Here is a 20,998-nt window from a genome sequence, read left to right as displayed (position 1 = left end):
CATGTCCCAGCCCGCTGATGCCGCCCGACGTCCCGCCCGTGCCGCCACCGCGCCCCCCGACGCCCCGGAGGGCACCGCCGGCACCCGCGCGGCCGCCCAGCGGCTGAAGCTGCGCCGCGAACTGGCGGCGGCGGCCATGGAGCTGTTCGCCACCAAGGGGTACGAGGCGACCACCGTGGACGAGATCGCGGCGGCGGCCGGGGTCGCCCGGCGGACCTTCTTCCGCCACTTCCGCTCCAAGGAGGAGGCGATCTTCCCGGACCACGACGACACCCTGGTGCGGGCGGAGGCGGTGCTGAACGCGGCGCCGGCGCACGAGCACCCGCTCGACACGGTCTGCCGGGGCATCAAAGAGGTCATGAAGATGTACGCCGCCTCCCCGGCCCTCTCGGTGGAGCGGTACCGGCTCACGCGTGAGGTGCCGACCCTGCGGGAGCGCGAGATCGCCTCGGTGGCCCGTTACGAGCGGCTGTTCACCCGCTATCTGCTGGGTCACTTCGACGAGCGCGACCACCACGACGGCAACGCCGACCCGCTGCTGGCCGAGGTGGCGGCGTCGGCGGTGGTCACCGCGCACAACCATGTGCTGCGCCGCTGGCTGCGGGCGGGCGGGCGGGGCGATGTGGAGGCCCAGCTCGACCACGCCTTCGGGATCGTCCGGAAGACCTTCGGCAGCGGGATAGGCGTGGGCCGTGCGGGCGGCGCCCCGGCACGGGCCGCGACGGCCGCCTCGGTGAGCGCCCAGGGCGATGTCCTGGTGGCGGTGGCCCGCACCGACGCGCCGCTGGACGAGGTCATGCGCACCATCGAGCAGGCGCTCAGCACCCGCTGAGCCACGCCGCTCCCCCAGTCTCCGGAACCGGTCCCTCGCGAGGGGCCGGTTCCGCGTTTTCCGGTCCCGGCGGGCGGCGCCCTCTCTCCCGTGCTCGCTCGTGCTCGCTCGTGGCGCCTTTGCCCCGCTCTGTCCGCATCCCTTCCCCACGACGATCGATCATCGCTCATCTGTGTCCGACAGGTTTCATCCGAGTGAAAATTCTGGCACTCAGTGTCTTGTCACTTGGCACCCGGTGTCATACGTTGAAGTGGTCCGGGCGGCCGGCGCGCAGAGACCTCCTCGTGCGCCGGCTGTCCCCGCACTCCCCCCGGAGTGCGCGCCCGGTCGCCTGCGTCACAGGCCACTTCGCGCACCACCCAGCGCTGCCGGCATCACCCGCACCACCCCCGGCCGAACCGACGGCCCCTCCACAGCAGCACCCATCCCTCGACCCTCGCGGGGGTCTTCCCTCGGACTCCCCGCACCCGCTTCGCCGGAGGCAATCCCGTGAAGGAAATCCTGGACGCCATCCAGTCCCCGGACACCACGTCCGCCGACTTCGCCGCGCTGCCGCTGCCCGAGTCGTATCGCGCGGTGACCGTCCACAAGGACGAGACGGAGATGTTCGCCGGGCTCACCACCCGCGACAAGGATCCCCGCAAGTCCCTGCACATCGACGATGTGCCGGTGCCCGAACTCGGCCCGGGCGAGGCCCTGGTGGCCGTCATGGCCAGCTCGGTCAACTACAACTCGGTCTGGACCTCGATCTTCGAGCCGCTCTCCACCTTCGGCTTCCTGGAGCGCTACGGCAAGGTCAGCGAACTCACCAGGCGCCACGATCTGCCGTACCACATCATCGGCTCCGACCTCGCCGGCGTCGTGCTGCGCACCGGCCCGGGCGTCAACGCCTGGCGGCCGGGCGACGAGGTGGTGGCCCACTGTCTGTCGGTGGAGCTGGAGTCCTCGGACGGGCACAACGACACCATGCTCGACCCGGAGCAGCGGATCTGGGGCTTCGAGACCAACTTCGGCGGTCTGGCCGAGATCGCGCTGGTGAAGTCCAACCAGCTGATGCCCAAGCCGGAGCACCTCAGCTGGGAGGAGGCGGCGGCTCCGGGGCTGGTGAACTCCACCGCGTACCGGCAGCTGGTCTCGCGCAACGGGGCCGGGATGAAGCAGGGCGACAACGTGCTCATCTGGGGCGCCAGCGGCGGGCTCGGCTCCTACGCCACCCAGTTCGCGCTGGCCGGCGGGGCCACCCCGATCTGCGTGGTCTCCTCGCCGGAGAAGGCGGCCATCTGCCGGGCGATGGGCGCCGAGGCGGTCATCGACCGCAACGCCGAGGACTACCGCTTCTGGAAGGACGAGCGCACCCAGGACCCCCGGGAGTGGAAGCGCTTCGGCAAGCGGATCCGGGAGCTGACCGGCGGCGAGGACGTGGACATCGTCTTCGAGCACCCCGGCCGGGAGACCTTCGGCGCCTCCGTCTACGTCACCCGCAAGGGCGGCACCGTGGTCACCTGCGCCTCCACCTCCGGCTACACCCATGAGTACGACAACCGCTATCTGTGGATGTCGCTCAAGCGGATCATCGGCTCGCACTTCGCCAACTACCGCGAGGCCTGGGAGGCCAACCGTCTGATCGCCAAGGGCAAGATCCACCCCACCCTCTCCAAGGTCTACCCCCTGGAGGAGACCGGCCAGGCCGCGCACGACGTCCACCGCAACGTCCACCAGGGCAAGGTCGGCGTCCTCGCCCTGGCCCCCCGCGAGGGTCTCGGCGTCCGCGACCACGAGCTCCGCGAGAAGCACCTCCGCGCCATCAATCTGTTCCGGGACACCACCGGCTCCGCCCCCGCCGGCACCGCGGGCGCGGAGGACACCACGGAAGCCACCGGCAGCACCGGCTCCCCGACGGAACCGGCCGCCCGCCACCGCGGCGACGACTGACGACAGCAACCACCCACGACTGACGATTGACGACTGACGACCCGGACTGAGGCCACTCCATGACAGAGCGCCAGAACAAGCGGGACCGGCCCTGGCTCATGCGGACCTACGCCGGTCACTCGACCGCCGAGGCGTCCAACGAGCTCTACCGGCGCAACCTCGCCAAGGGTCAGACCGGGCTGTCGGTCGCGTTCGACCTGCCGACCCAGACCGGATATGACCCCGACCACATCCTCGCCCGCGGCGAGGTGGGCCGGGTCGGGGTGCCGGTCTCGCACCTCGGGGACATGCGCCGGCTGTTCCAGGACATCCCGCTGGAGCAGATGAACACATCCATGACGATCAACGCCACCGCGATGTGGCTGCTGGCGCTCTACCAGGTGGTCGCCGAGGAGCAGGGCGTCGACATCGCCCGGCTCCAGGGCACCACCCAGAACGACATCGTCAAGGAGTACCTGTCGCGCGGGACCCATGTCTTCCCGCCCGGCCCCTCGCTGCGGCTGACCACCGACATGATCACGTACACGGTCCACCACATCCCCAAGTGGAACCCGATCAACATCTGCAGCTACCACCTCCAGGAGGCCGGCGCCACCCCGGTCCAGGAGATCTCGTACGCCATGTCGACGGCGATCGCGGTGCTCGACGCGGTCTTCGCCTCCGGACAGGTGCCGGAGGAGCGGCGGGGCGATGTGGTGGCCCGGATCTCCTTCTTCGTGAACGCGGGCGTCCGCTTCGTCGAGGAGATGTGCAAGATGCGCGCCTTCGGGGCGATCTGGGACCGGATCACCCGGGAGCGGTACGGCATCGAGAACCCCAAGCACCGCCGGTTCCGCTACGGGGTCCAGGTCAACTCGCTGGGGCTGACCGAGGCGCAGCCGGAGAACAACGTCCAGCGGATCGTGCTGGAGATGCTGGCCGTGACGCTCTCCAAGGACGCCCGCGCCCGCGCCGTGCAGCTGCCGGCCTGGAACGAGGCGCTGGGCCTGCCGCGGCCCTGGGACCAGCAGTGGTCGCTGCGCATCCAGCAGGTGCTGGCGCACGAGAGCGATCTGCTGGAGTACGAGGACATCTTCGCCGGCTCCCATGTGATCGAGGCCAAGGTGGAGGCGCTGGTGGAGCAGTGCCTGGCCGAGATCGACCGGATCCAGGAGATGGGCGGGGCGATGGCCGCCGTGGAGTCCGGCTATCTCAAGTCCCAGCTGGTCGCCTCGCACGCCGAGCGGCGGGCCCGGATCGAGGCCGGCGAGGAGAAGATCGTCGGCGTCAACATCTTCGAGACCACCGAGGAGAACCCGCTCACCGCCGATCTGGACACCGCCATCATGACGGTGGACCCGGCCAACGAGGCACGGGTGGTGGCGGCCCTGCACCAGTGGCGGGACAACCGCGACGAGGGCCGCGCCCAGGAGGCGCTGGCCGGGCTGAAGGCCACCGCCGCCGGGGACGGCAACCTCTTCGCGGCCACCCTGGAGTGCGCCAGGGCCGGGGTGACGACCGGCGAGTGGTCCTGGGCGCTGCGGGACGTCTTCGGGGAGTTCCGGGCGCCGACCGGGGTCTCCTCCGCGCCGGTCGCGGTCACCGCCGAGGCGGGCACCCCGCTGGCCCTGGTCCGGGAGAAGGTGGCCCGGACCGCCGGGGAGCTGGGCTCCGGGCGGCTGCGGCTGCTGGTCGGCAAGCCGGGTCTGGACGGCCACTCCAACGGGGCCGAGCAGATCGCCGTACGGGCCAGGGACGCCGGCTTCGAGGTGGTCTACCAGGGCATCCGGCTGACGCCCGAGCAGATCGTCGCCGCCGCGCTCGCCGAGGACGTGCACTGCGTGGGCCTGTCGATCCTCTCCGGCTCCCACGCCGAGCTGGTGCCGGACGTACTGGAACGGCTCCGGGCCGCCGGGGCCGGCGACATTCCGGTCGTGGTCGGCGGGATCATCCCGAACGCCGACGCGGCCGCACTTCGGCGGGCGGGCGTGGCCGCCGTCTTCACGCCGAAGGACTTCGGCATCACGGAGATCATCGGTCGTATCGTCGACGAGATCCGCGACGCCAACAAGCTCGAACCCCTCACCCTCCCGGAGGTCGCCGTATGACCAGCCCCGCCACCCCCGCCGGTTCCGCCGGCCCGGCCACCCCCGTGAACCGGCTGCGCCCGCGCCGGTCCTGTCTGGCGGTGCCCGGTTCCAACCCCCGCTTCCTGGAGAAGGCCCAGGGGCTCCCGGCCGACCAGGTCTTCCTGGACCTGGAGGACGCCTGCGCCCCGCTGGCCAAGCCGGAGGCCCGCCACACCATCGTGAAGTTCCTCAACGAGGGCGACTGGACGGGCAAGACCCGGGTGGTCCGGGTCAACGACTGGACGACCGAGTGGACGTACCGGGACGTGGTCACCGTCGTCGAGGGCGCGGGCCAGAACCTGGACTGCGTGATGCTGCCGAAGGTGCAGGACGCCCAGCAGGTGGTGGCGCTCGACCTGCTGCTCACCCAGATCGAGAAGACCATGGGCTTCGAGGTCGGCCGGATCGGCATCGAGGCGCAGATCGAGAACGCCCGGGGCCTCAACAACGTCAACGAGATCGCCCAGGCGTCGCCCCGGACCGAGACCATCATCTTCGGTCCCGCCGACTTCATGGCGTCCATCAACATGAAGTCCCTGGTGGTGGGCGAGCAGCCGCCCGGCTACCCGGCGGACGCCTACCACTACATCCTGATGAAGATCCTGATGGCCGCCCGGGCCAACGATCTCCAGGCGATCGACGGGCCGTACCTCCAGATCAAGAACGTGGACGGCTACCGGGAGGTGGCGGGCCGCGCCGCCGCCCTGGGCTTCGACGGCAAGTGGGTGCTGCACCCCGGTCAGGTGGAGGCCGCCAACGAGGTGTTCTCGCCCTCGCAGGAGGACTACGACCACGCCGAACTGATCCTGGACGCGTACGCCTACTACACGTCCGAGGCGGGCGGCAAGAAGGGCTCGGCGATGCTCGGCGACGAGATGATCGACGAGGCCAGCCGGAAGATGGCGCTGGTCATCTCCGGCAAGGGCCGGGCCGCCGGCATGACCCGTACCACCTCGTTCGAAGCCCCGGAGGCCTGATCACCATGCAGTTCGGACGCACCTACGAGGAGTTCGAGGTCGGCGCGGTCTACAAGCACTGGCCCGGCAAGACGGTCACCGAGTACGACGACCACCTCTTCTGTCTGCTCACCATGAACCACCACCCGCTCCACCTGGACGCCAATTACGCCGAACGGACGACCGACTTCGGCAAGAACGTGGTGGTGGGCAACTACGTCTACTCGCTGCTGCTCGGCATGTCGGTGCCGGACGTCTCCGGGAAGGCGATCGCCAATCTGGAGGTCGAGTCGCTGCGGCACGTGGCGCCCACCTTCCACGGCGACACCATCTACGGCGAGACGACGGTGCTCGGCAAGACGCCCTCGCGCTCCAGGCCGGACCGGGGCATCGTCCAAGTGGAGACCCGGGGCCACAAGCAGGACGGGACGCTGGTCTGCGTCTTCCGCCGCAAGGTGATGGTCCCCACCGAGACGTACGTCAAGGAGCGCGGCGGCGAGCAGCCCGGCCGCCCGGCCGTGCCCGCCTCCCCGCCCCCCGCCGCCGGGTCCGCCCCCGAGACCACCTCCCCGGAGAAGTGACGCCATGAGCCGACTCGCGCAGACCCACGGTCTCACCGAGGTCCAGCAGGAGATCGTGTCCACGGTCCGGGACTTCGTCGACAAGGAGATCATCCCGGTCGCCACCGATCTGGAGCACCGGGACGAGTACCCCCAGGAGATCGTGGACGGGCTCAAGGAGCTGGGGCTCTTCGGGCTGATGATCCCCGAGGAGTACGGCGGCCTCGGGGAGTCGCTGCTCACCTACGCGCTGTGCGTGGAGGAGATCGCCCGGGGCTGGATGTCCGTCTCCGGGATCATCAACACCCACTTCATCGTGGCGTACATGCTCAAGCAGCACGGCACCCAGGAGCAGAAGGACACCTTCCTCCCCCGGATGGCGGCGGGCGAGGTGCGGGGCGCGTTCTCCATGTCGGAGCCGGCGCTCGGCTCGGATGTGTCGGCCATCACCTCCAAGGCGGTCCGGGACGGTGACGAATACGTCCTGAACGGCCAGAAGATGTGGCTGACCAACGGCGGCACTTCCACGCTCGTCGCCGTGCTGGTGCGGAGTGACGAAGGACACCCCGAGGGCACCGCCCCGCACAAGTCGATGACCACCTTCCTGGTGGAGAAGGAGCCGGGCTTCGGGGAGGTCCGCCCCGGGCTCACCATCCCCGGGAAGATCGACAAGATGGGCTACAAGGGGGTCGACACCACCGAGCTCATCATGGACGGACTGCGCATTCCGGCCAATCGGGTCCTCGGCGGCACCACCGGCCGAGGGTTTTACCAAATGATGGACGGCGTCGAGGTCGGCCGGGTCAATGTGGCCGCCCGTGGCTGCGGGGTCGCGCAGCGTGCCTTCGAGCTGGGCGTCTCCTATGCCCAGCAACGTCACACTTTCGGGAAGGCCATCGCCCAGCACCAGGCCATCCAGTTCAAGTTGGCCGAGATGGCTACCAAGGTGGAGGCGGCCCATGCGATGATGGTGAACGCAGCACGCAAAAAGGACTCCGGGCAGCGAAACGACCTGGAAGCAGGGATGGCGAAGTACCTCGCCTCCGAATACTGCAAGGAGGTCGTCGAGGACGCCTTCCGTATCCATGGCGGCTACGGGTTCTCGAAGGAGTACGAGATCGAGCGCCTCTACCGGGAGGCACCCATGCTGCTCATCGGTGAAGGTACCGCCGAGATCCAGAAAATGATCATTGGGCGTCGGTTGCTGGAGGAGTACCGATTCCAGGGGTGATTGTCGCGTTTGGGTGGGTTCGGCCGCGAAGAAGATCACACCCTGTCATCATCTTCCGGCCGCCGACTCGGCTTCTGGCTTGCCCAGTTGCGGCCCGCAACCGATAGCATCGCCGAAACGCCGCCGTCCCCCGCATCCGCGCGGCATCATCCGCTACGAAGGTCATTCATGCCCCACAGCCAAACCTCTGCACCTCGCGACAGCCTCTCCGGCGCACGCATCGCTCGCGGAGCATCGCCGTGGCTCCTGCCGACCGTCGCCACCGCCGCTCTCAGTCTTGCCCGTTCGCGGCGTTCCAACCGCGCCCGGGCGATCGCTGTGCCGGCCACCGCGCTCGCGGCCGGCATGCTGTGGTTCTTCCGCGACCCCGAGCGCGAGATCGCGCAGGGCAGGGTCATCTCCCCCGCCGACGGCGTGGTGCAGAGCATCATGCCGTGGAAGGACGGACGGACGCGGGTCGCCATCTTCATGAGCCCGCTGAACGTGCACGTCAACCGCGCGCCGCTGGCGGGCACGGTGACCTCCGTCGAGCATGTGCCCGGCGGGTTCGTCCCGGCGTTCAACAAGGAGAGCGAGAACAACGAGCGCGTTGTCTGGCACTTCGACACCGAGCTCGGTGACATCGAGATGGTGCAGATCGCGGGCGCCGTGGCCCGGCGCATCGTGCCCTACGTCCCGCAGGGCACCAAGGTCGAGCAGGGCGAGCGCATCGGCCTGATCCGCTTCGGCTCGCGGGTCGACATCTACCTCCCGGAGGGTGTCGAGGTCGCCGTCGAGGTCGGGCAGGCCACCACCGCGGGGGTGACTCGAATTGACCGTGATTGATCCCGACACACGCGCCGACTGGGCGCCCGAGGCCGAGCCCGCCGAGGAGGCCGAGGAGATGCCGCTCTCGCTGCGGCTCTCGATAGCGGACACCCTCACCCTGGGCAACGCCACCTGCGGCTTCATGGCGGTGTACTTCACCACCACGGGCATCCTGATCCCGCACCTCACCGGCAGCGACGAGTCCGGCATGGCCCGGCACTCGGCCGCCACCGCGGTGATCCTGATGCTCTGCGCGGCGGTCTTCGACCTGTTCGACGGACTGGTCGCCCGCAAGCTGCGCAGTTCCCCGATGGGCGCCGAGCTGGACAACCTGTCGGACCTGATCAGCTTCGGTCTGGCCCCGGCGTACTTCGTGCTGGTCTACGGGATGGTCGCGGACGACGCGCACCAGCGGGTCTCCGCGGTGGCCGCCATCGTGGTGCTGCTCGCGGTGGTGCTACGGCTCGCCAGATTCAGCTGCGTCACCATGAAGGACGGCATGTTCCAGGGCATGCCGAGCCCCTTCGGCGCGCTGACGGTCGTCTCGATCGTGCTCCTGGAGCTGCCCTTCGTCCCGACGCTGCTGGCCATCATCGGTACGGCCTGGCTGATGGTGAGCCGGGTCGAGTACCCGAAGCCGCGCGGGGTGCTGGCGGTGGCGATGCTCAGCTGGATCGTCGGCGCCATGGGCATGCTGGCGGCCTGGGCCTTCGACGCCCCCGGCGGACAGCTGCTGCTCCAGACCGGCTGCGCGCTTCAGGTGGTGCTGGGTGCGGTGATCCCGCTCTTCGCAACCGCCAGGCGGGTGAACACCTTCCGCGACAACCGCCGCGAAAGCCGCGCGGCGCGAGCCGCACAGCTGCCGTAGCAGCACGGGGACGGAACCTCACCACCAGCGCCCCCGGCCACTTCTCGTGGCCGGGGGCGCTGTGGCGTCGCACGGGACTCCTCAAGAGGCGAGCCACTCCCGCGCCAGCCGCTCCGCCACCCGCTCCAGCAGTTCTCCGGCCCGGGCCATCGACACGGCCGGGTCGGGTTCCAGGGCGGAGAGGGGGTAGGCGCGGCGGATGCCGGCCCGCTCCAGGGCCTCGGGCGGGAGGGCGAGCCGGCCGCAGACGGCGACGCAGTCCACGCCGGCCGCGCGGGCGGCGGCGGCGACCCCGGCCGGGGCCTTGCCGTGCAGGGTCTGGCGGTCGAGCGAGCCCTCGCCGGTGACCACCAGGGTGGCGCGGGCCAGGGCCGGGGCGAAGCCCAGGACGTCGAGCATCACCTCGATGCCGGGCCGGAACCGGGCGCCGAGGCCCACCAGGGCGCCGTAGCCGATGCCGCCCGCCGCGCCCGCGCCCGGGGCGCCGGCCAGCTCGGTGGCGCGCGGGCCCAGGGGGCCGGCCAGGACCCGGGCGAAGTGGGCGAGGGCGGCGTCCAGCGCGGCCACGTCCGCCGGGGAGGCGCCCTTCTGCGGACCGTAGACGGCGGGCGCCCCGGTGGGTCCGGTCAGCGGGTTGTCGACGTCGCCGGCGAGGACCAGCTCCACGTCCCGGAAGCGGGGGTCCAGGGCGGAGAGGTCGGCCGTGGCCAGCTCGCGCAGCCCGCCGCCGCCGGGGCCGACCGGGGTGCCGTCCGCGGCCAGGAACCGGGCGCCGAGCGCGGTCAGCATGCCGGCGCCGCCGTCCGTGGTGGCGCTGCCGCCGACCCCGAGGACGACCGTGCGGGCGCCCGCGTCGAGGGCGGCGCGCAGCAGCTCCCCGGAGCCGCGGGTGGTGGCGGTCAGCGGGGCGCGGACGCCCTCCGGCAGCCGCTGGAGTCCGGACGCCTCGGCCATCTCAACCACCGCGGTGGGCCCGCGCAGCGCGTACCCGGCGGTGACCGGCGTGCCCAGCGGCCCGGTCACCCGGACCTCGCGCCGCTCGAAGCCGGCGGCGAGCGCGGCGGCGACCGTACCGTCCCCGCCGTCCGCGACCGGCAGGGCCGTCACCTCGGCGTCCGGGACGGCCCGCCGGATCCCGGCCGTCACCCGCTCCGCGACCTGGGCGGCCGTGAGGGACCCCTTGAACTTGTCAGCCGCCACGAGCACCCGCGCGGCCTTGCTCACTGCTCCGTCCGTCACTCTCGTATCCCTTGCTGTTCGAACAGGCAGTCGCGCCGGGGCCGACCCTATCCGCGGGCGGTGACCGGGGCCACCCCCCTTCCCGAACCCGGGCCCGCCCGTAGGCTGATCACCATGACGGACACCGACTTCGCCACCTATGTCGCCGGGCTCCCGAAGGTCCTCGCCGGGGCCGCCACGCTCTTCCGGGACGGCGGCGGCCGGGTGCTGCTCGTGGAGCCGAACTACCGGGAGGGCTGGGCGCTGCCCGGCGGGACCGTCGAGTCGGACCGGGGCGAGACGCCCCGGCAGGCGGCCCGGCGGGAGACGCTGGAGGAGATCGGCCTCGACGTGGTGCCGGGCCGGCTGCTCACGGTGGACTGGGCCCCGGGTGAGGGACGTCCGCCGCTCGTCGCGTACGTCTACGACGGCGGGGTGCTCGCCCCGGAGCAGCTCGGCGCGATCCGGCTCCAGGAGTCGGAGTTGCTCTCCTGGAAGCTGGTGGAGCCCCCGGAGGTGGCGGGGCATCTGCTGGGTGCCCGGGGCCGGCGGGTGCTGGTCGCGCTGGAGGCGCTGGCGGACGGCGGCGGCGCGGTGGAGCTGGAGGACGGACGGCGCCCGCACGGCGGCTGAGCGGCCCCCGGCCCGTACGGACCGGGCCCGGGCCCCGGGGTCCGGCACCGGCCGCTCCGCGCCGGGTCTCTGTCCGGACCCGCCGGCGGGCCGGGAAAGCCGCTCGCGGGGGCGGCGGGCGCCCGCTTAGCCTCCCGGTATGACTCTCGTCGCGATCCTCAGCGGAGCCGGGATCTCCACGGACTCGGGCATCAGCGACTACCGGGGGCCGAACGGGCTCTGGCGGCGCGATCCGGAGGCGGAGAAGCTCGTCACGTACGACTACTACATGACCGATCCGGAGATCCGGCGCCGGGCCTGGCGAATGCGGCTGGAGAGCCCCGCCCGGTTCGCGGAGCCGAACGCGGCGCACCGGGCCGTGGCGGAGCTGGAGCGGGCGCCGGGGTTCGCCGTCCGGGTGCTCACCCAGAACGTGGACGGGCTGCACCAGCTCGCCGGGATGCCCGGCCGGAAGGTGCTGGAGCTGCACGGCACCGGGCGGTGGACCGTCTGCACCGGGTGCGCCGCGCGGGCGCCGATGGCGGAGGCGCTGGCCCGGGTGGAGGCGGGCGAGGACGACCCGGCGTGCCCGGTGTGCGGGGGCGTCCTGAAGTCCGCGACGGTGATGTTCGGGGAGCGCCTCGACCCGGTGGTGCTGGGCGAGGCGGTGGCGATCGCCAAGGCGGCCGGGGTGTTCTGCGCGGTCGGCTCCTCCCTCCAGGTGCGGCCGGCCGCCTCGCTGGCCGGGATCGCCGCCGAGCACGGGGCGCGGCTGATCGTGGTGAACGCCGAGCCGACCCCGTACGACGAGCTGGCGGCCGAGGTGGTGCGGGAGCCGATCGGCACCGCGCTCCCGGCGCTGCTGGCCCGGCTGCGGGAGGAACGGGTGGGCTGAGCGCCCGTACCCCCGGCGTGCGCGCCGGGGCTCAGCGCGGCCGGCCGAAGTCCGCCGCGAAGAGGGTGTCCGCCTCCCCGGCGCCGCTCTCGAAGGCGAGCAGCCGCCGCTTGCGGTCCAGACCGCCGCCGTAGCCGGTGAGGCCGCCGCCGGTGCCGATCACCCGGTGGCAGGGGACGACGATGCCGACCGGGTTCCGGCCGTTGGCGAGTCCCACCGCGCGGGACGCGTGGGGGTTGCCGAGGAGCGCGGCGAGTTCTCCGTACGTACGGGTCTCGCCGTACGGGATGGTCAGCAGCAGCTCCCAGACCCGCCGCTGGAACGGGGTGCCCGTCAGGTCGAGGGGCAGCTGGAAGGCGGTCAGCTCACCCGCGAAGTAGGCGCCGAGCTGGCGGATCGCCTCGGTGAACGGGCGGGGGTCCGGGTCGCCGAAGGTCTCCTCGGGCGGCCGGTGCCGCTGGTCGGTCATGTAGAGGCCGCGGAGTCCGGCGTCGGTGGCGACCAGGGTCAGCGGGCCGTAGGGGCTGTCGGTGACGGTGTGGCGGCGGTTCACGACGCGCGCGCTCCTTCGGGGAGTCCGGGTCCGGGGGCTCCGGCGTGTCCGGGGCCGGCGGGCAGGTGGTTGACGGGGTGGTCGTCGGTCGCCCAGAGGTACTGGACGGCGTAGGCGCGCCAGGGGCGCCAGGCGGCGGCGCGGGCGGTGAGCGCGGCGGGGGTGGCGGGCAGTCCGAGCCTGGCGGCGGCGCGCCGGACGCCCAGGTCCGTGGCGGGGAAGGCGTCCGGGTCGCCCAGCGCCCGCATGGCGATCACCTCCACGGTCCAGGGACCGAAGCCGGGCAGGGCCATGAGCCCGGCGCGGGCCTCGTCCCAGCCGGTGTCCGGACCGAGCCGCAGGGTGCCGCCGGCCAGAGCGCCGACCAGGGTGGTGAGGGTGGCCCGGCGGCTGCGCGGCAGGGCGAGGGACTCGGGGTCGAGGGCGGTGAGCGCCCCGGGCGCCGGGAAGAGGTGGGTGAGCCCGCCGCCGGGGTCGGTCACCGGCGTCCCGTGGGCGGTGACCAGCCGCCCGGCGTGGGTGCGGGCGGCGGCGGTGGAGACCTGCTGGCCGAGCACCGCCCGTACGGCGAACTCGGCGGCGTCCACGGTACGCGGCACCCGCCGGCCCGGTGCCCGGCCGACCAGCGGGGCGAGCAGCGGATCGGCGCGCAGCCGCTCGTCCACCGCCTCCGGGTCGGCGTCCAGGTCCAGCAGCCGGCGGCACCGGGCGATGGCGAGGCTCAGATCACGCGGGTCGGTGAGGTGGAGCCGGCAGGCGATGTGGCCGGGGCGGGGGCTCAGGGCGACGATGCCGTACCCGTGCGGCAGCGCGAGGGTGCGCCGGTAGGCGCCGTCCCGCCACTCCTCCACGCCCGGTACGGCGGTGGCGGCGAGATGGCCGAAGAGGTTGTCGGGGCAGAGCGGCGCCCGGTAGGGCAGCCGCAGCTCCACCGCGCCCGGGGTGCCGGTGGCGGCGGGGCCGGTCCCGGCGGGGCGGGCGGCGGCGCGGGCGCGCAGCTCGCCGGGGGTGAGCCCGAAGACCTCCCGCACGGTGTCGTTGAAGGTGCGCACCGAGGCGAAACCGGAGCCGAAGGCGACATCCGCCATCGGCAGGTCCGAGGTCTCGATGAGCAGCCGGGCGGTCTGGGCGCGCTGGGCCCGGGCGAGGGCGAGCGGCCCGGCCCCGAGCTCCTCCCGGAGCCGGCGTTCGAGCTGCCGGGGCGAGTAGCCGAGCCGGGCGGCGAGCCCGGGGACGCCCTCGCGGTCGACCACTCCGTCCTGGATCAGCCGCATGGCCCGGGCCACGGTGTCGGCCCGGGTGTTCCACTCCGGCGAGCCCGGCGAGGTGTCCGGCCGGCAGCGCTTGCAGGCGCGGAACCCGGCCTGCCGGCAGGCGGCGGCGCTCGGGTAGAACGTCATGTTCTCGGCCTTGGGCGACATGGCGGGGCAGCTGGGCCGGCAGTAGATCCGGGTGGTGAGGACGGCCGTGAAGAACCAGCCGTCGAAGCGCGCGTCCCGGGAGCGGACGGCCCGGACGCAGCGCTCGGTGTCGGTGTGCATGCCGTACAGCATCGGCCACGGGCGGGGTCCGGCGCTGGCGGTTTCCCGACATGGCCGTTCGCCCTTCCTCCCGGGGGATCAGTCGAAGAAGCGGTCCTTGCCGTCCACGTCGGAGAGATGGCTGTCGATGGCGGTGATCTCGCCGTCCCGGACCGTGAGCACGGCGGCCAGGTGCTCGTCCAGCACCCGTCCGTCCGGGGCGGTCGCGGTGTTGTGCAGGATCAGCGCGACTCCGTGCCGCCCCGTGAGCAGGTGCAGCAGCTCGGTCCGTACGCCCCGGCGGGCGATCAGCCGGGCGCGCGCCACCGCCGCCGCCGTACCGCGCACGGTGCCGGAGAGGGGGCCGGAGCCGGGCACGGTCCAGGTGATGTCCGGGGCGAACAGCACCTCCAGTGCCTGCCAGTCCCGGGCCTGAAGGATCTTCAGGAAGTTCTCGGCCGCCCGGACACCGGCGTCCCGGTCACTCAGGTCACTCAGGTCACTCATCGTTCTCGCTCTCTCTCGTGGCAGGGATGTTCGCGGCCACCGGCCACCGGCCGTCGACCGCCGGCCGCCGGTCGCGGTCAGGGCCGGTGGCCGGAGCCGCGGGAGTCGTCCAGCCCCCGGCGCAGGGTCCGGGCGCACCAGCCGATCAGCACGGCGTTGACCAGCGCGCCGAGCGCGACCGCGAGGACGATGGAGAGGACATGGTCGGGCAGCCGGATGACGATCAGGCTCACCGGCGCGGTGGCGAACAGCGGCACCACTCCGGCGAACGACGCGTCCGGCTGGTCGAGGGAGCTCACCACCAGGGCCCAGACGAGCAGGCCCGCGCAGACGGCGAGGTAGAGGCGGGCGAGCACGCTGCCCAGGGCGGCGCGGAGGAACCGTACCGGTGCGGGCCGGGTGGCGGTCATGGGCTGATGCTCCTTGTCGTGGGTGGGGGCCGGTCCGTCATCGGGCGGGCGCCGGTGGCTGGGGGTGGGCGAGGCCCAGGTCGTAGGCGAGGATCGTGGCCTGTACCCGGTCGCGCAGGCCGAGCTTGCGCAGCACCGCGTTCACATGGGACTTGACGGTGCCCACGGTGATGGCCAACTGGGCGGCGATCTCGGCGTTGTTGAGCCCCGATGCGACCAGGGTGAGGACGAGCCGCTCGCGCTCGGTCAGCCGTTCCAGGGCGTGGGCCTGGTCGGCGGTGGCCCGCCGGCCGCCGGCCGGGCCGGCGGTGTAGTGGCCGATGAGCCGGCGGGTCGCGGAGGGTGCGAGGACCGCCTCGCCGGCCGCCACCACCCGGATGGCGTGCAGGAGTTCGGCGGCGTGGACGTCCTTGAGGAGAAAGCCGGACGCGCCGGCCCGCAGCGCGTCGAAGACATAGGCGTCCAGGTCGAAGGTGGTCAGCACCAGGACCCGGGGGCCGTTCTCCCGGCCGGTGAGGATGCGGGTGGCGGCGATGCCGTCGAGTTCGGGCATCCGGACGTCCATCACGACGACATCGGGCGCGGTCTCCGCCGCCCGCCGGATCGCGGCGGCACCGTCGCCGGCCTCCGCGACCACCGTCAGATCCGGCTCGGCGTCGATGACGGCCGCGAAACCGGCCCGGACGACGCTCTGGTCGTCCACGACCATCACGGTGACGGACATGTCGGATCCTCCTGGTCTCCCCGGGGCGGGGCAGCGGTGTCGGTGCCCGGGGCCGAGGGCCCGGTGGCGGCGACGGTGTCGGGGGCCGAGGGCCCGGCGGGAGTGGCGGGAGTGGCGGGCAGCAGCAGCCGTACCGGGCCCGTCCGGGACAGGGTGAGGGTGCCGCCCAGCGGGTCCGTGCGGGCGGTCAGCCGTGCCCGGACCGCGGGGCGTACGGCCGCGGGCACTCCGGTGGCGGTCAGGGCCAGGCCGCCGCCGATCTGGTCGAACACCAGGGTGACGGGCTCCTCGCCACCCGCGGCGAGCAGGATCTCGGCGGCCCGGTAGGCGGTCAGGTCGATCAGCGGGGACAGCGGTCCGGCGGCCCGGCCGGTGTACCGGACCTCGATCCGCCGGCCGCTCGCCCGGTACTGACCGACCAGCAGATCGAGGGCGCCCAGGGTGGGCTGGGGCACCAGCTCCCGGTCGGTGACCGGCTTCCGGCCGCCCGCCCGGTCGTCGTGGACCGTGTCGAGCAGCGACCGCATCGCGGCCAGCGCCTCGCGGGCCCGGTCCGCCGTGCCGGCGAGTTCGCCCGCCTCGGCGGTCCGGACCATCGCGGCGGTACGGTCGAGCACGGTCGTCTCCAGGCCGGTGGTGATCCGCCGGCGCTCCGCCCACGCCTCCCGCACCCCGTCCTCGACGGACCGGGCCAGCCGGTCGTCGTACGCCGCCCGGCGGTGCCGGGTCCGGCGGGCGTACCAGCCGCCCGCGCCCCGCAGCAGAGCGATCGTCAGCAGGGCCGTGCCCGCAGCCGCGCCCGCCCGGGCCGGGGTGCCGCCGGTGACGAGCACTCCCCCGGCCAGCGACACGGCATGGGCCGCGGCGCCGGCGGCTCCCGCGCGCCGCCCCGGGAGCGCCCGGCCGGTACGGGGCTCGCCGGCCGCCGCGCGCACGGTGAGCAGGGCGAGTGCGGTCCCGGTACCGAGGGCGCTCAGTACGGCGGGCACCACCACCGGGCCCGCCGCCGTCCCGCCCATGGCCGTCGCCACCGGCCACAGCGCGGCCAGGGCGCAGAGCACCCCGGGCGCCGCCAGGGGCGCGCGCCGCAGCCAGAGCAGCGCCACGGCCTGGGCGACGACCAGCAGCGACTGGAGAGCGCCGGCCGAGACGGTGGCGCCGGGCGTCCGCGGGTGGGCGTGCGGCAGGAAGACCGGCACGAACGGCTGTACGCACAGTCCCGCCGCGACGGTGAACTGGGCCGCCCGGCGGGCCCGGGGGACGGGCGGCGGCGGTGCCGTCGCGCCGCCGCCCGGCAGCAGGGCGTGTACCCGCCAGCCGCCGTCACCGGTAGGTCCGGAGGTGAGTGTGCCGCCCGCCTCGCGGGCCCGCTCGCGCAGCAGCCGGTGGCCGCGCCCGCCGCCGAGGCCGGCCGCCGGACGCGCGGAGCCAGTACGGTCACCGGGCGCCGGGCCGTTGTCGACGGTGATCTCCACCCGGGCCCCGTCGGCCCGGCAGCGTACCGAGGTCGGGGCGCCGGGGGCATGGCGTACCGCGTTGGTCAGTGCCTCGCGGACGATGCCGTACGCGGCCTCCCCGGCGGCGCCGTCCGGGACGGCTTCGAGGTCACAGGTGACCGGCTGGCCGAGGCCGCCGATCCCCGCCGCCAGGGCACGGAGCCGTTCGGCCTGATCCGCCCCCGTCTCCGGCGCGGGCCGGGGCGCGTGCACGGCGCTCAGCGCCTGCCCGGCCTCCCGGCCCGTCCGTATCGCGAACTCCAGTGCTTCGGCTGCCAGTTCGGGTCGCCGCTCGCGCAGGCCGAGCGCCGCGCCGACGGTGACCACGACCGCCGTCAGATGATGTGCGGCCACGTCGTGCAGCTCCCGCTCCATCCGCCCGCGCTCGGCCTCCGGCAGCCGGCGCCGGCCCGCCAGGACACGGTTCAGCCGCCAGGCCGCCGCCGCGCCGGCCGCCCGGGACCGCCGCAGCCGGATCCCGGCACCGCAGGCGGCCGCGTAGAGCAGGGCGGTCAGCGCCAGGTCGAGGCCGTGCGGTCCGCCGATACCGTGCAGGGTGACACCGTGCAGTGCCTGCCAGGCGGCCAGGGTGCCGGCGGACAGCACCGCGGTCGTGGTGTCCCGTTCGACGGCCACCGCCCCCAGCGCGAGCGCGACCCCGGCGGTCCCCCACAAGGCGACCGCTCCGGCGGGCAGCGCGCCCGCGCCCACCGCACAGGCCAGGCCGGTCAGCGCGAGCACCGGCACCGGGTGCGACGAGCGGACCAGCAGCGCGGTGGTCATCACCGCGCCCAGCACCACCGCCGCGAGCAGCTCGCCCGCGGCCACCCCGGCTCCCCCGCACGCCAGTGCCGGGCCCGGCCACACCGCGGCCTGGGCGAGCAGTACGAGCGCGGGCGGCAGTCGGCCATCGGTTCGGATCATGATGCTCCGAGCCTACGGCGGGGGGCTCCCGCTCCCCTCGGGCCGAAGAGGGAGAACCGTCTCCAACCAGAGGTAGAGGCCCGGCCCCGGAACTCCCCCGCCGCGCCGGTGGTCAGACGCGTTCCGGTGTCTCCAGGCCGGTGGTCAGGAGACGGACGATCTCCGGCTGGTGCCGGGCCAGGAAGAAGTGGCCGCCGGGGAAGACCTCCAGGGCGAAGGGTCCTTCGGTGTGGGCCGACCAGGCGGCGGCCTCGTCCCTGGTGACCTTGGGGTCGTCGTCACCGATCAGGCTCGTGACGGGGCAGCGCAGCGGCGGACCGGGCTCCCAGGTGTAGGTCTCGGCGGCGCGGTAGTCGGCGCGGATGGCCGGGAGGATCATGCGCAGCAGCTCCTCGTCGCCCAGCAGCTGGGGGTCGGTGCCGCTGAGCTCGCGCATCTCCTCGACCAGGCCGTCGTCGTCGCGCAGATGCACGGTCTCCGCGCGGTACGCGGACGGGGCGCGGCGACCGGAGGCGAAGAGAGCGGTGGGCACGAAGTCCCGCCGCCGCTCCAGGCGCCGGGCGACCTCGTAGCCGAGGGAGGCGCCCATGCTGTGGCCGAACAGCGCGAGCGGCCGGTCGGTCCAGGGCAGCAGGGCCTCGTACACCTGGTCCGCGAGCGCCGGTACGGAGTCCAGCAGCGGTTCGGTGCGGCGGTCCTGGCGGCCCGGGTACTGCACGCAGAGCACCTCCACGGTGGCGGGCATGGCCCGGGAGAGCGGGAAGTAGAAGCTGGCCGAGCCGCCCGCGTGGGGGAGGCAGACCAGCCGGACACGGCTGTCGGGGCGCGGGTGGAACCTGCGGATCCAGCGGCCGTTGTCCTCGGTGCCCTCGGTGAGCGGGGAGTTCACGGAGTCGTTCCTTTCCGGTGCCGGGGCGGACCGACTCCACCGGGCCCGTCCGACCCGGCCCGGTGGAGTCGGGCCCGGATCGTCCCGGTTCGGTGGAATCCGGACCGGGCCGGTTCAGCGGGCGGGGATGCGGCCCTGCCTCTCGCTCTTGCTCTTGCTCTTGCTTTGACGTCCTCTCCTACTTCTTGACGTCCTCCTTGATGACGCGCTCGACGTTCCGCTCCGCCAGCGCCGTGATGGTCACGAACGGGTTGACGCCGATGCTGCCGGGGATGAGCGAGCCGTCGGTCACGTAGAGGTTCTCGTACCCGCTGACCCGACCGTAGTTGTCGGTGGCCTTGCCGAGCACACAACCGCCGAGCGGGTGATAGCAGAAGTCGTCAGCGAACGCCTTGAGCTGCTTGCCGAAGAGGTCGTACCGGTAGATCGTGGTGTTGGCCTTGTTGACCCGGTCGAACAGCGCCTTCGCGGCGGCGACCGCGGGCGCGTTCTGCTCCCGGGTCCAGCGCAGGTCGGCGCGGTCCTTGGCGGCGTCGTAGACGAAGGTGCCGCGCTGGGGGTTCTTGGTGATGGCCAGGTAGAGACTGACCCAGGTCTCCAGGCCCGCCGGCATGGGGGCGATCTCGGCGAAGACCGGGGCGTCGGGGTTGTCCCAGTCGTCGATGCCGAGGGCCGGGATCGACGACTGCTTGGTGCCCGTGGGGTTCCACATGTGGTTGGCGCGGGCGGTCATGATGTTGCCGTTGGGGCCCCAGCCCCCGCCGATCTCGGAGCTCAGGTCCGGCAGGGTGCCGGTCTCCCGGGCCCGCAGCAGCAGTTCGGTCGAGCCGAGGCTGCCGGCGCCGAGGAAGAGGTGACGGCAGGAGATCTCCTTGGTCGCCAGCAGCGTGCCCTCGGCGTCCTTCTGCTCGACGGTCAGCAGATAGGTGCCGTCCTGCTGCCGGCGGATGGTCCTGACCTGGTGCAGGGTCTCGATGGTGACCTTGCCGGTGCCCAGGGCGGCCGCCAGATAGCTCTTGTCGAGCGAGACCTTGCCGTGGTTGTTGCCGTAGATGACCTCGGCGTCCAGCGCGGACCGGGGCACCGTGCCGTCCGCCTCGCGGCGCATGTAGTCCCAGTCGTAGACATTGGGCACGAAGGTGGTGCCCAGCCCCGCCTTGGCGGCCTGCTCCCGGGAGACCCGCGCGAACTGGTACCACTCGGTCCGCTCGAACCAGCCCGGGTCGATGTTGTTGACCCGGAGGGTGGAGTTGGCGCGCGGGAAGTACGTGCCGTACATCTCGGCGGCGTCCACCTGGGGCAGCACCTCCTCGAAGTACGACCGGCGGGGGGTGACCGCCATGCCGCCGTTGACGAGTGAGCCGCCGCCGACCCCGCGTCCCACGTACACGGACATCTGGTCGAAGTTGACCCGGTCCAGGACGCCCGCGTACGGCTCGATGTCCCGGTTGGCGAGGTCGAGCCAGAGGAAGGAGCCGAGCGGGGCCTCGGTACGGGTCTTGAACCAGCTGGAGCGCTTGTCGGGGGTGAGCATCCCGGAGAAGACCTTGCCGTCCGGGCCGGGCTGGTTCCACAGCCGGCCCATCTCCAGCATCAGCGTGGGGACTCCCGCCTCACCGAGGCGCAGCGCGGAGACGGCCGCGCCGTAGCCGGTGCCGACCACCACGGCGGGGACGAACGTGCCTCCGGATCCGCCGGCGCGGGTGGCCGCGGCCGCCTCCGGGGCGGCGCTGATCGTGGTCCGGCCGGTGAGGGCGGCGGCGCCCAGTGCCGCCAGGCCGAGCATGCGGCGGCGGGAGAGGGGCTGATGAGCTACCACGCTGTGTCTCCTGAGCTTCGGGGAGAGGAACGGTGGGGGGAAGGGTCGGCCCGGCCGGGGCGGCACGGCCCGGGGCGACATGGACCGTACGGAGGCCGCGTCAAGGGTGTCAACGAAGATCGGGACGGGGCGGACTA

19 protein-coding genes are annotated in these 20,998 nt (G+C 73.1%); 10 read left to right on the top strand and 9 right to left on the bottom strand.

Annotated features, from left to right (window positions below; all coding sequences use genetic code 11):
* Window position 1: 1 nt before the first annotated feature.
* From NX801_RS23170 to pssA, 8 genes are all read left to right on the top strand, one after another.
* Complete coding sequence (locus NX801_RS23170) at window positions 2–832, top strand: TetR family transcriptional regulator (protein WP_258789800.1); 831 nt, start codon at window positions 2–4, stop codon at window positions 830–832.
* Window positions 833–1,321: 489 nt separating this feature from the next.
* Window positions 1,322–2,764, top strand: coding sequence for a crotonyl-CoA carboxylase/reductase (gene ccrA, locus NX801_RS23165; RefSeq protein WP_258789799.1), 1,443 nt, complete (start codon window positions 1,322–1,324; stop codon window positions 2,762–2,764).
* A 59-nt stretch (window positions 2,765–2,823) separates the two neighbouring features.
* Window positions 2,824–4,851, top strand: coding sequence for a protein meaA (locus NX801_RS23160; protein WP_258789798.1), 2,028 nt, complete (start codon window positions 2,824–2,826; stop codon window positions 4,849–4,851).
* The gene (locus NX801_RS23155; RefSeq protein WP_258789797.1) at window positions 4,848–5,849 is read left to right on the top strand and encodes an HpcH/HpaI aldolase/citrate lyase family protein; all 1,002 of its coding nucleotides are present in this window, start codon (window positions 4,848–4,850) and stop codon (window positions 5,847–5,849) included. The genes NX801_RS23160 and NX801_RS23155 overlap by 4 nt, the downstream gene beginning before the upstream one ends.
* A gap of 5 nt (window positions 5,850–5,854) precedes the next feature.
* A complete protein-coding gene (locus NX801_RS23150) occupies window positions 5,855–6,409 on the top strand; it encodes a MaoC family dehydratase (protein ID WP_258789796.1) in 555 nt (184 codons plus the stop codon).
* 4 nt (window positions 6,410–6,413) lie between these two features.
* Window positions 6,414–7,619 carry an acyl-CoA dehydrogenase family protein gene (locus NX801_RS23145; protein WP_258789795.1) on the top strand — a complete coding sequence of 402 codons (1,206 nt, stop codon included), beginning with the start codon at window positions 6,414–6,416 and terminating at the stop codon, window positions 7,617–7,619.
* A 168-nt stretch (window positions 7,620–7,787) separates the two neighbouring features.
* The gene (locus NX801_RS23140; RefSeq protein ID WP_258789794.1) at window positions 7,788–8,444 is read left to right on the top strand and encodes a phosphatidylserine decarboxylase; all 657 of its coding nucleotides are present in this window, start codon (window positions 7,788–7,790) and stop codon (window positions 8,442–8,444) included.
* Window positions 8,431–9,294 carry a CDP-diacylglycerol--serine O-phosphatidyltransferase gene (gene pssA, locus NX801_RS23135; RefSeq protein ID WP_258789793.1) on the top strand — a complete coding sequence of 288 codons (864 nt, stop codon included), beginning with the start codon at window positions 8,431–8,433 and terminating at the stop codon, window positions 9,292–9,294. The genes NX801_RS23140 and pssA overlap by 14 nt, the downstream gene beginning before the upstream one ends.
* A gap of 81 nt (window positions 9,295–9,375) precedes the next feature.
* Here the strand turns inward: pssA and NX801_RS23130 are convergent, their stop codons facing one another.
* Window positions 9,376–10,533 (bottom strand): glycerate kinase, encoded by a 1,158-nt coding sequence (locus NX801_RS23130; protein ID WP_258789792.1) that lies wholly within the window; start codon window positions 10,531–10,533, stop codon window positions 9,376–9,378.
* Between the two features lie 114 nt (window positions 10,534–10,647).
* Here NX801_RS23130 and NX801_RS23125 point away from each other — a divergent pair, with 114 nt between their 5' ends.
* A complete protein-coding gene (locus NX801_RS23125; RefSeq protein ID WP_258789791.1) occupies window positions 10,648–11,145 on the top strand; it encodes an NUDIX domain-containing protein in 498 nt (165 codons plus the stop codon).
* Between the two features lie 139 nt (window positions 11,146–11,284).
* A complete protein-coding gene (locus tag NX801_RS23120; protein ID WP_258789790.1) occupies window positions 11,285–12,019 on the top strand; it encodes an SIR2 family NAD-dependent protein deacylase in 735 nt (244 codons plus the stop codon).
* Between the two features lie 31 nt (window positions 12,020–12,050).
* On the opposite strand, the gene NX801_RS23115 is transcribed toward NX801_RS23120, so the two are convergent.
* From NX801_RS23115 to NX801_RS23080, 8 genes are all read right to left on the bottom strand, one after another.
* Window positions 12,051–12,572 (bottom strand): methylated-DNA--[protein]-cysteine S-methyltransferase, encoded by a 522-nt coding sequence (locus NX801_RS23115; protein ID WP_258789789.1) that lies wholly within the window; start codon window positions 12,570–12,572, stop codon window positions 12,051–12,053.
* Window positions 12,569–14,113: a DNA-3-methyladenine glycosylase 2 gene (locus NX801_RS23110; RefSeq protein ID WP_258789788.1), complete on the bottom strand. Its 1,545-nt coding sequence runs from the start codon at window positions 14,111–14,113 to the stop codon at window positions 12,569–12,571. Before NX801_RS23110 ends, NX801_RS23115 begins: the two co-directional genes overlap by 4 nt.
* Before the next feature lie 78 nt (window positions 14,114–14,191).
* A complete protein-coding gene (locus NX801_RS23105; protein ID WP_258789787.1) occupies window positions 14,192–14,599 on the bottom strand; it encodes a nuclear transport factor 2 family protein in 408 nt (135 codons plus the stop codon).
* A 77-nt stretch (window positions 14,600–14,676) separates the two neighbouring features.
* Entirely contained in the window at window positions 14,677–15,009 is a 333-nt protein-coding gene (locus NX801_RS23100) for an SCO4225 family membrane protein (protein ID WP_258789786.1), read from the bottom strand.
* Between the two features lie 37 nt (window positions 15,010–15,046).
* On the bottom strand, window positions 15,047–15,733 hold the full coding sequence (locus NX801_RS23095) for a response regulator (protein ID WP_258789785.1): 687 nt from the start codon (window positions 15,731–15,733) through the stop codon (window positions 15,047–15,049).
* The gene (locus NX801_RS23090; protein ID WP_258789784.1) at window positions 15,718–18,153 is read right to left on the bottom strand and encodes an ATP-binding protein; all 2,436 of its coding nucleotides are present in this window, start codon (window positions 18,151–18,153) and stop codon (window positions 15,718–15,720) included. Before NX801_RS23090 ends, NX801_RS23095 begins: the two co-directional genes overlap by 16 nt.
* 112 nt (window positions 18,154–18,265) lie before the next feature.
* A complete protein-coding gene (locus tag NX801_RS23085) occupies window positions 18,266–19,042 on the bottom strand; it encodes a thioesterase II family protein (RefSeq protein WP_258789783.1) in 777 nt (258 codons plus the stop codon).
* Between the two features lie 178 nt (window positions 19,043–19,220).
* Entirely contained in the window at window positions 19,221–20,828 is a 1,608-nt protein-coding gene (locus tag NX801_RS23080; RefSeq protein WP_258789866.1) for a GMC oxidoreductase, read from the bottom strand.
* Window positions 20,829–20,998 lie beyond the last annotated feature (170 nt).

The organism is Streptomyces pyxinae, from assembly GCF_024756275.1.
Lineage (GTDB): Bacteria > Actinomycetota > Actinomycetes > Streptomycetales > Streptomycetaceae > Streptomyces > Streptomyces pyxinae.
Note: the sequence above shows the minus strand (reverse complement) of the source record. Positions and strands in the feature narration are given on the sequence as shown.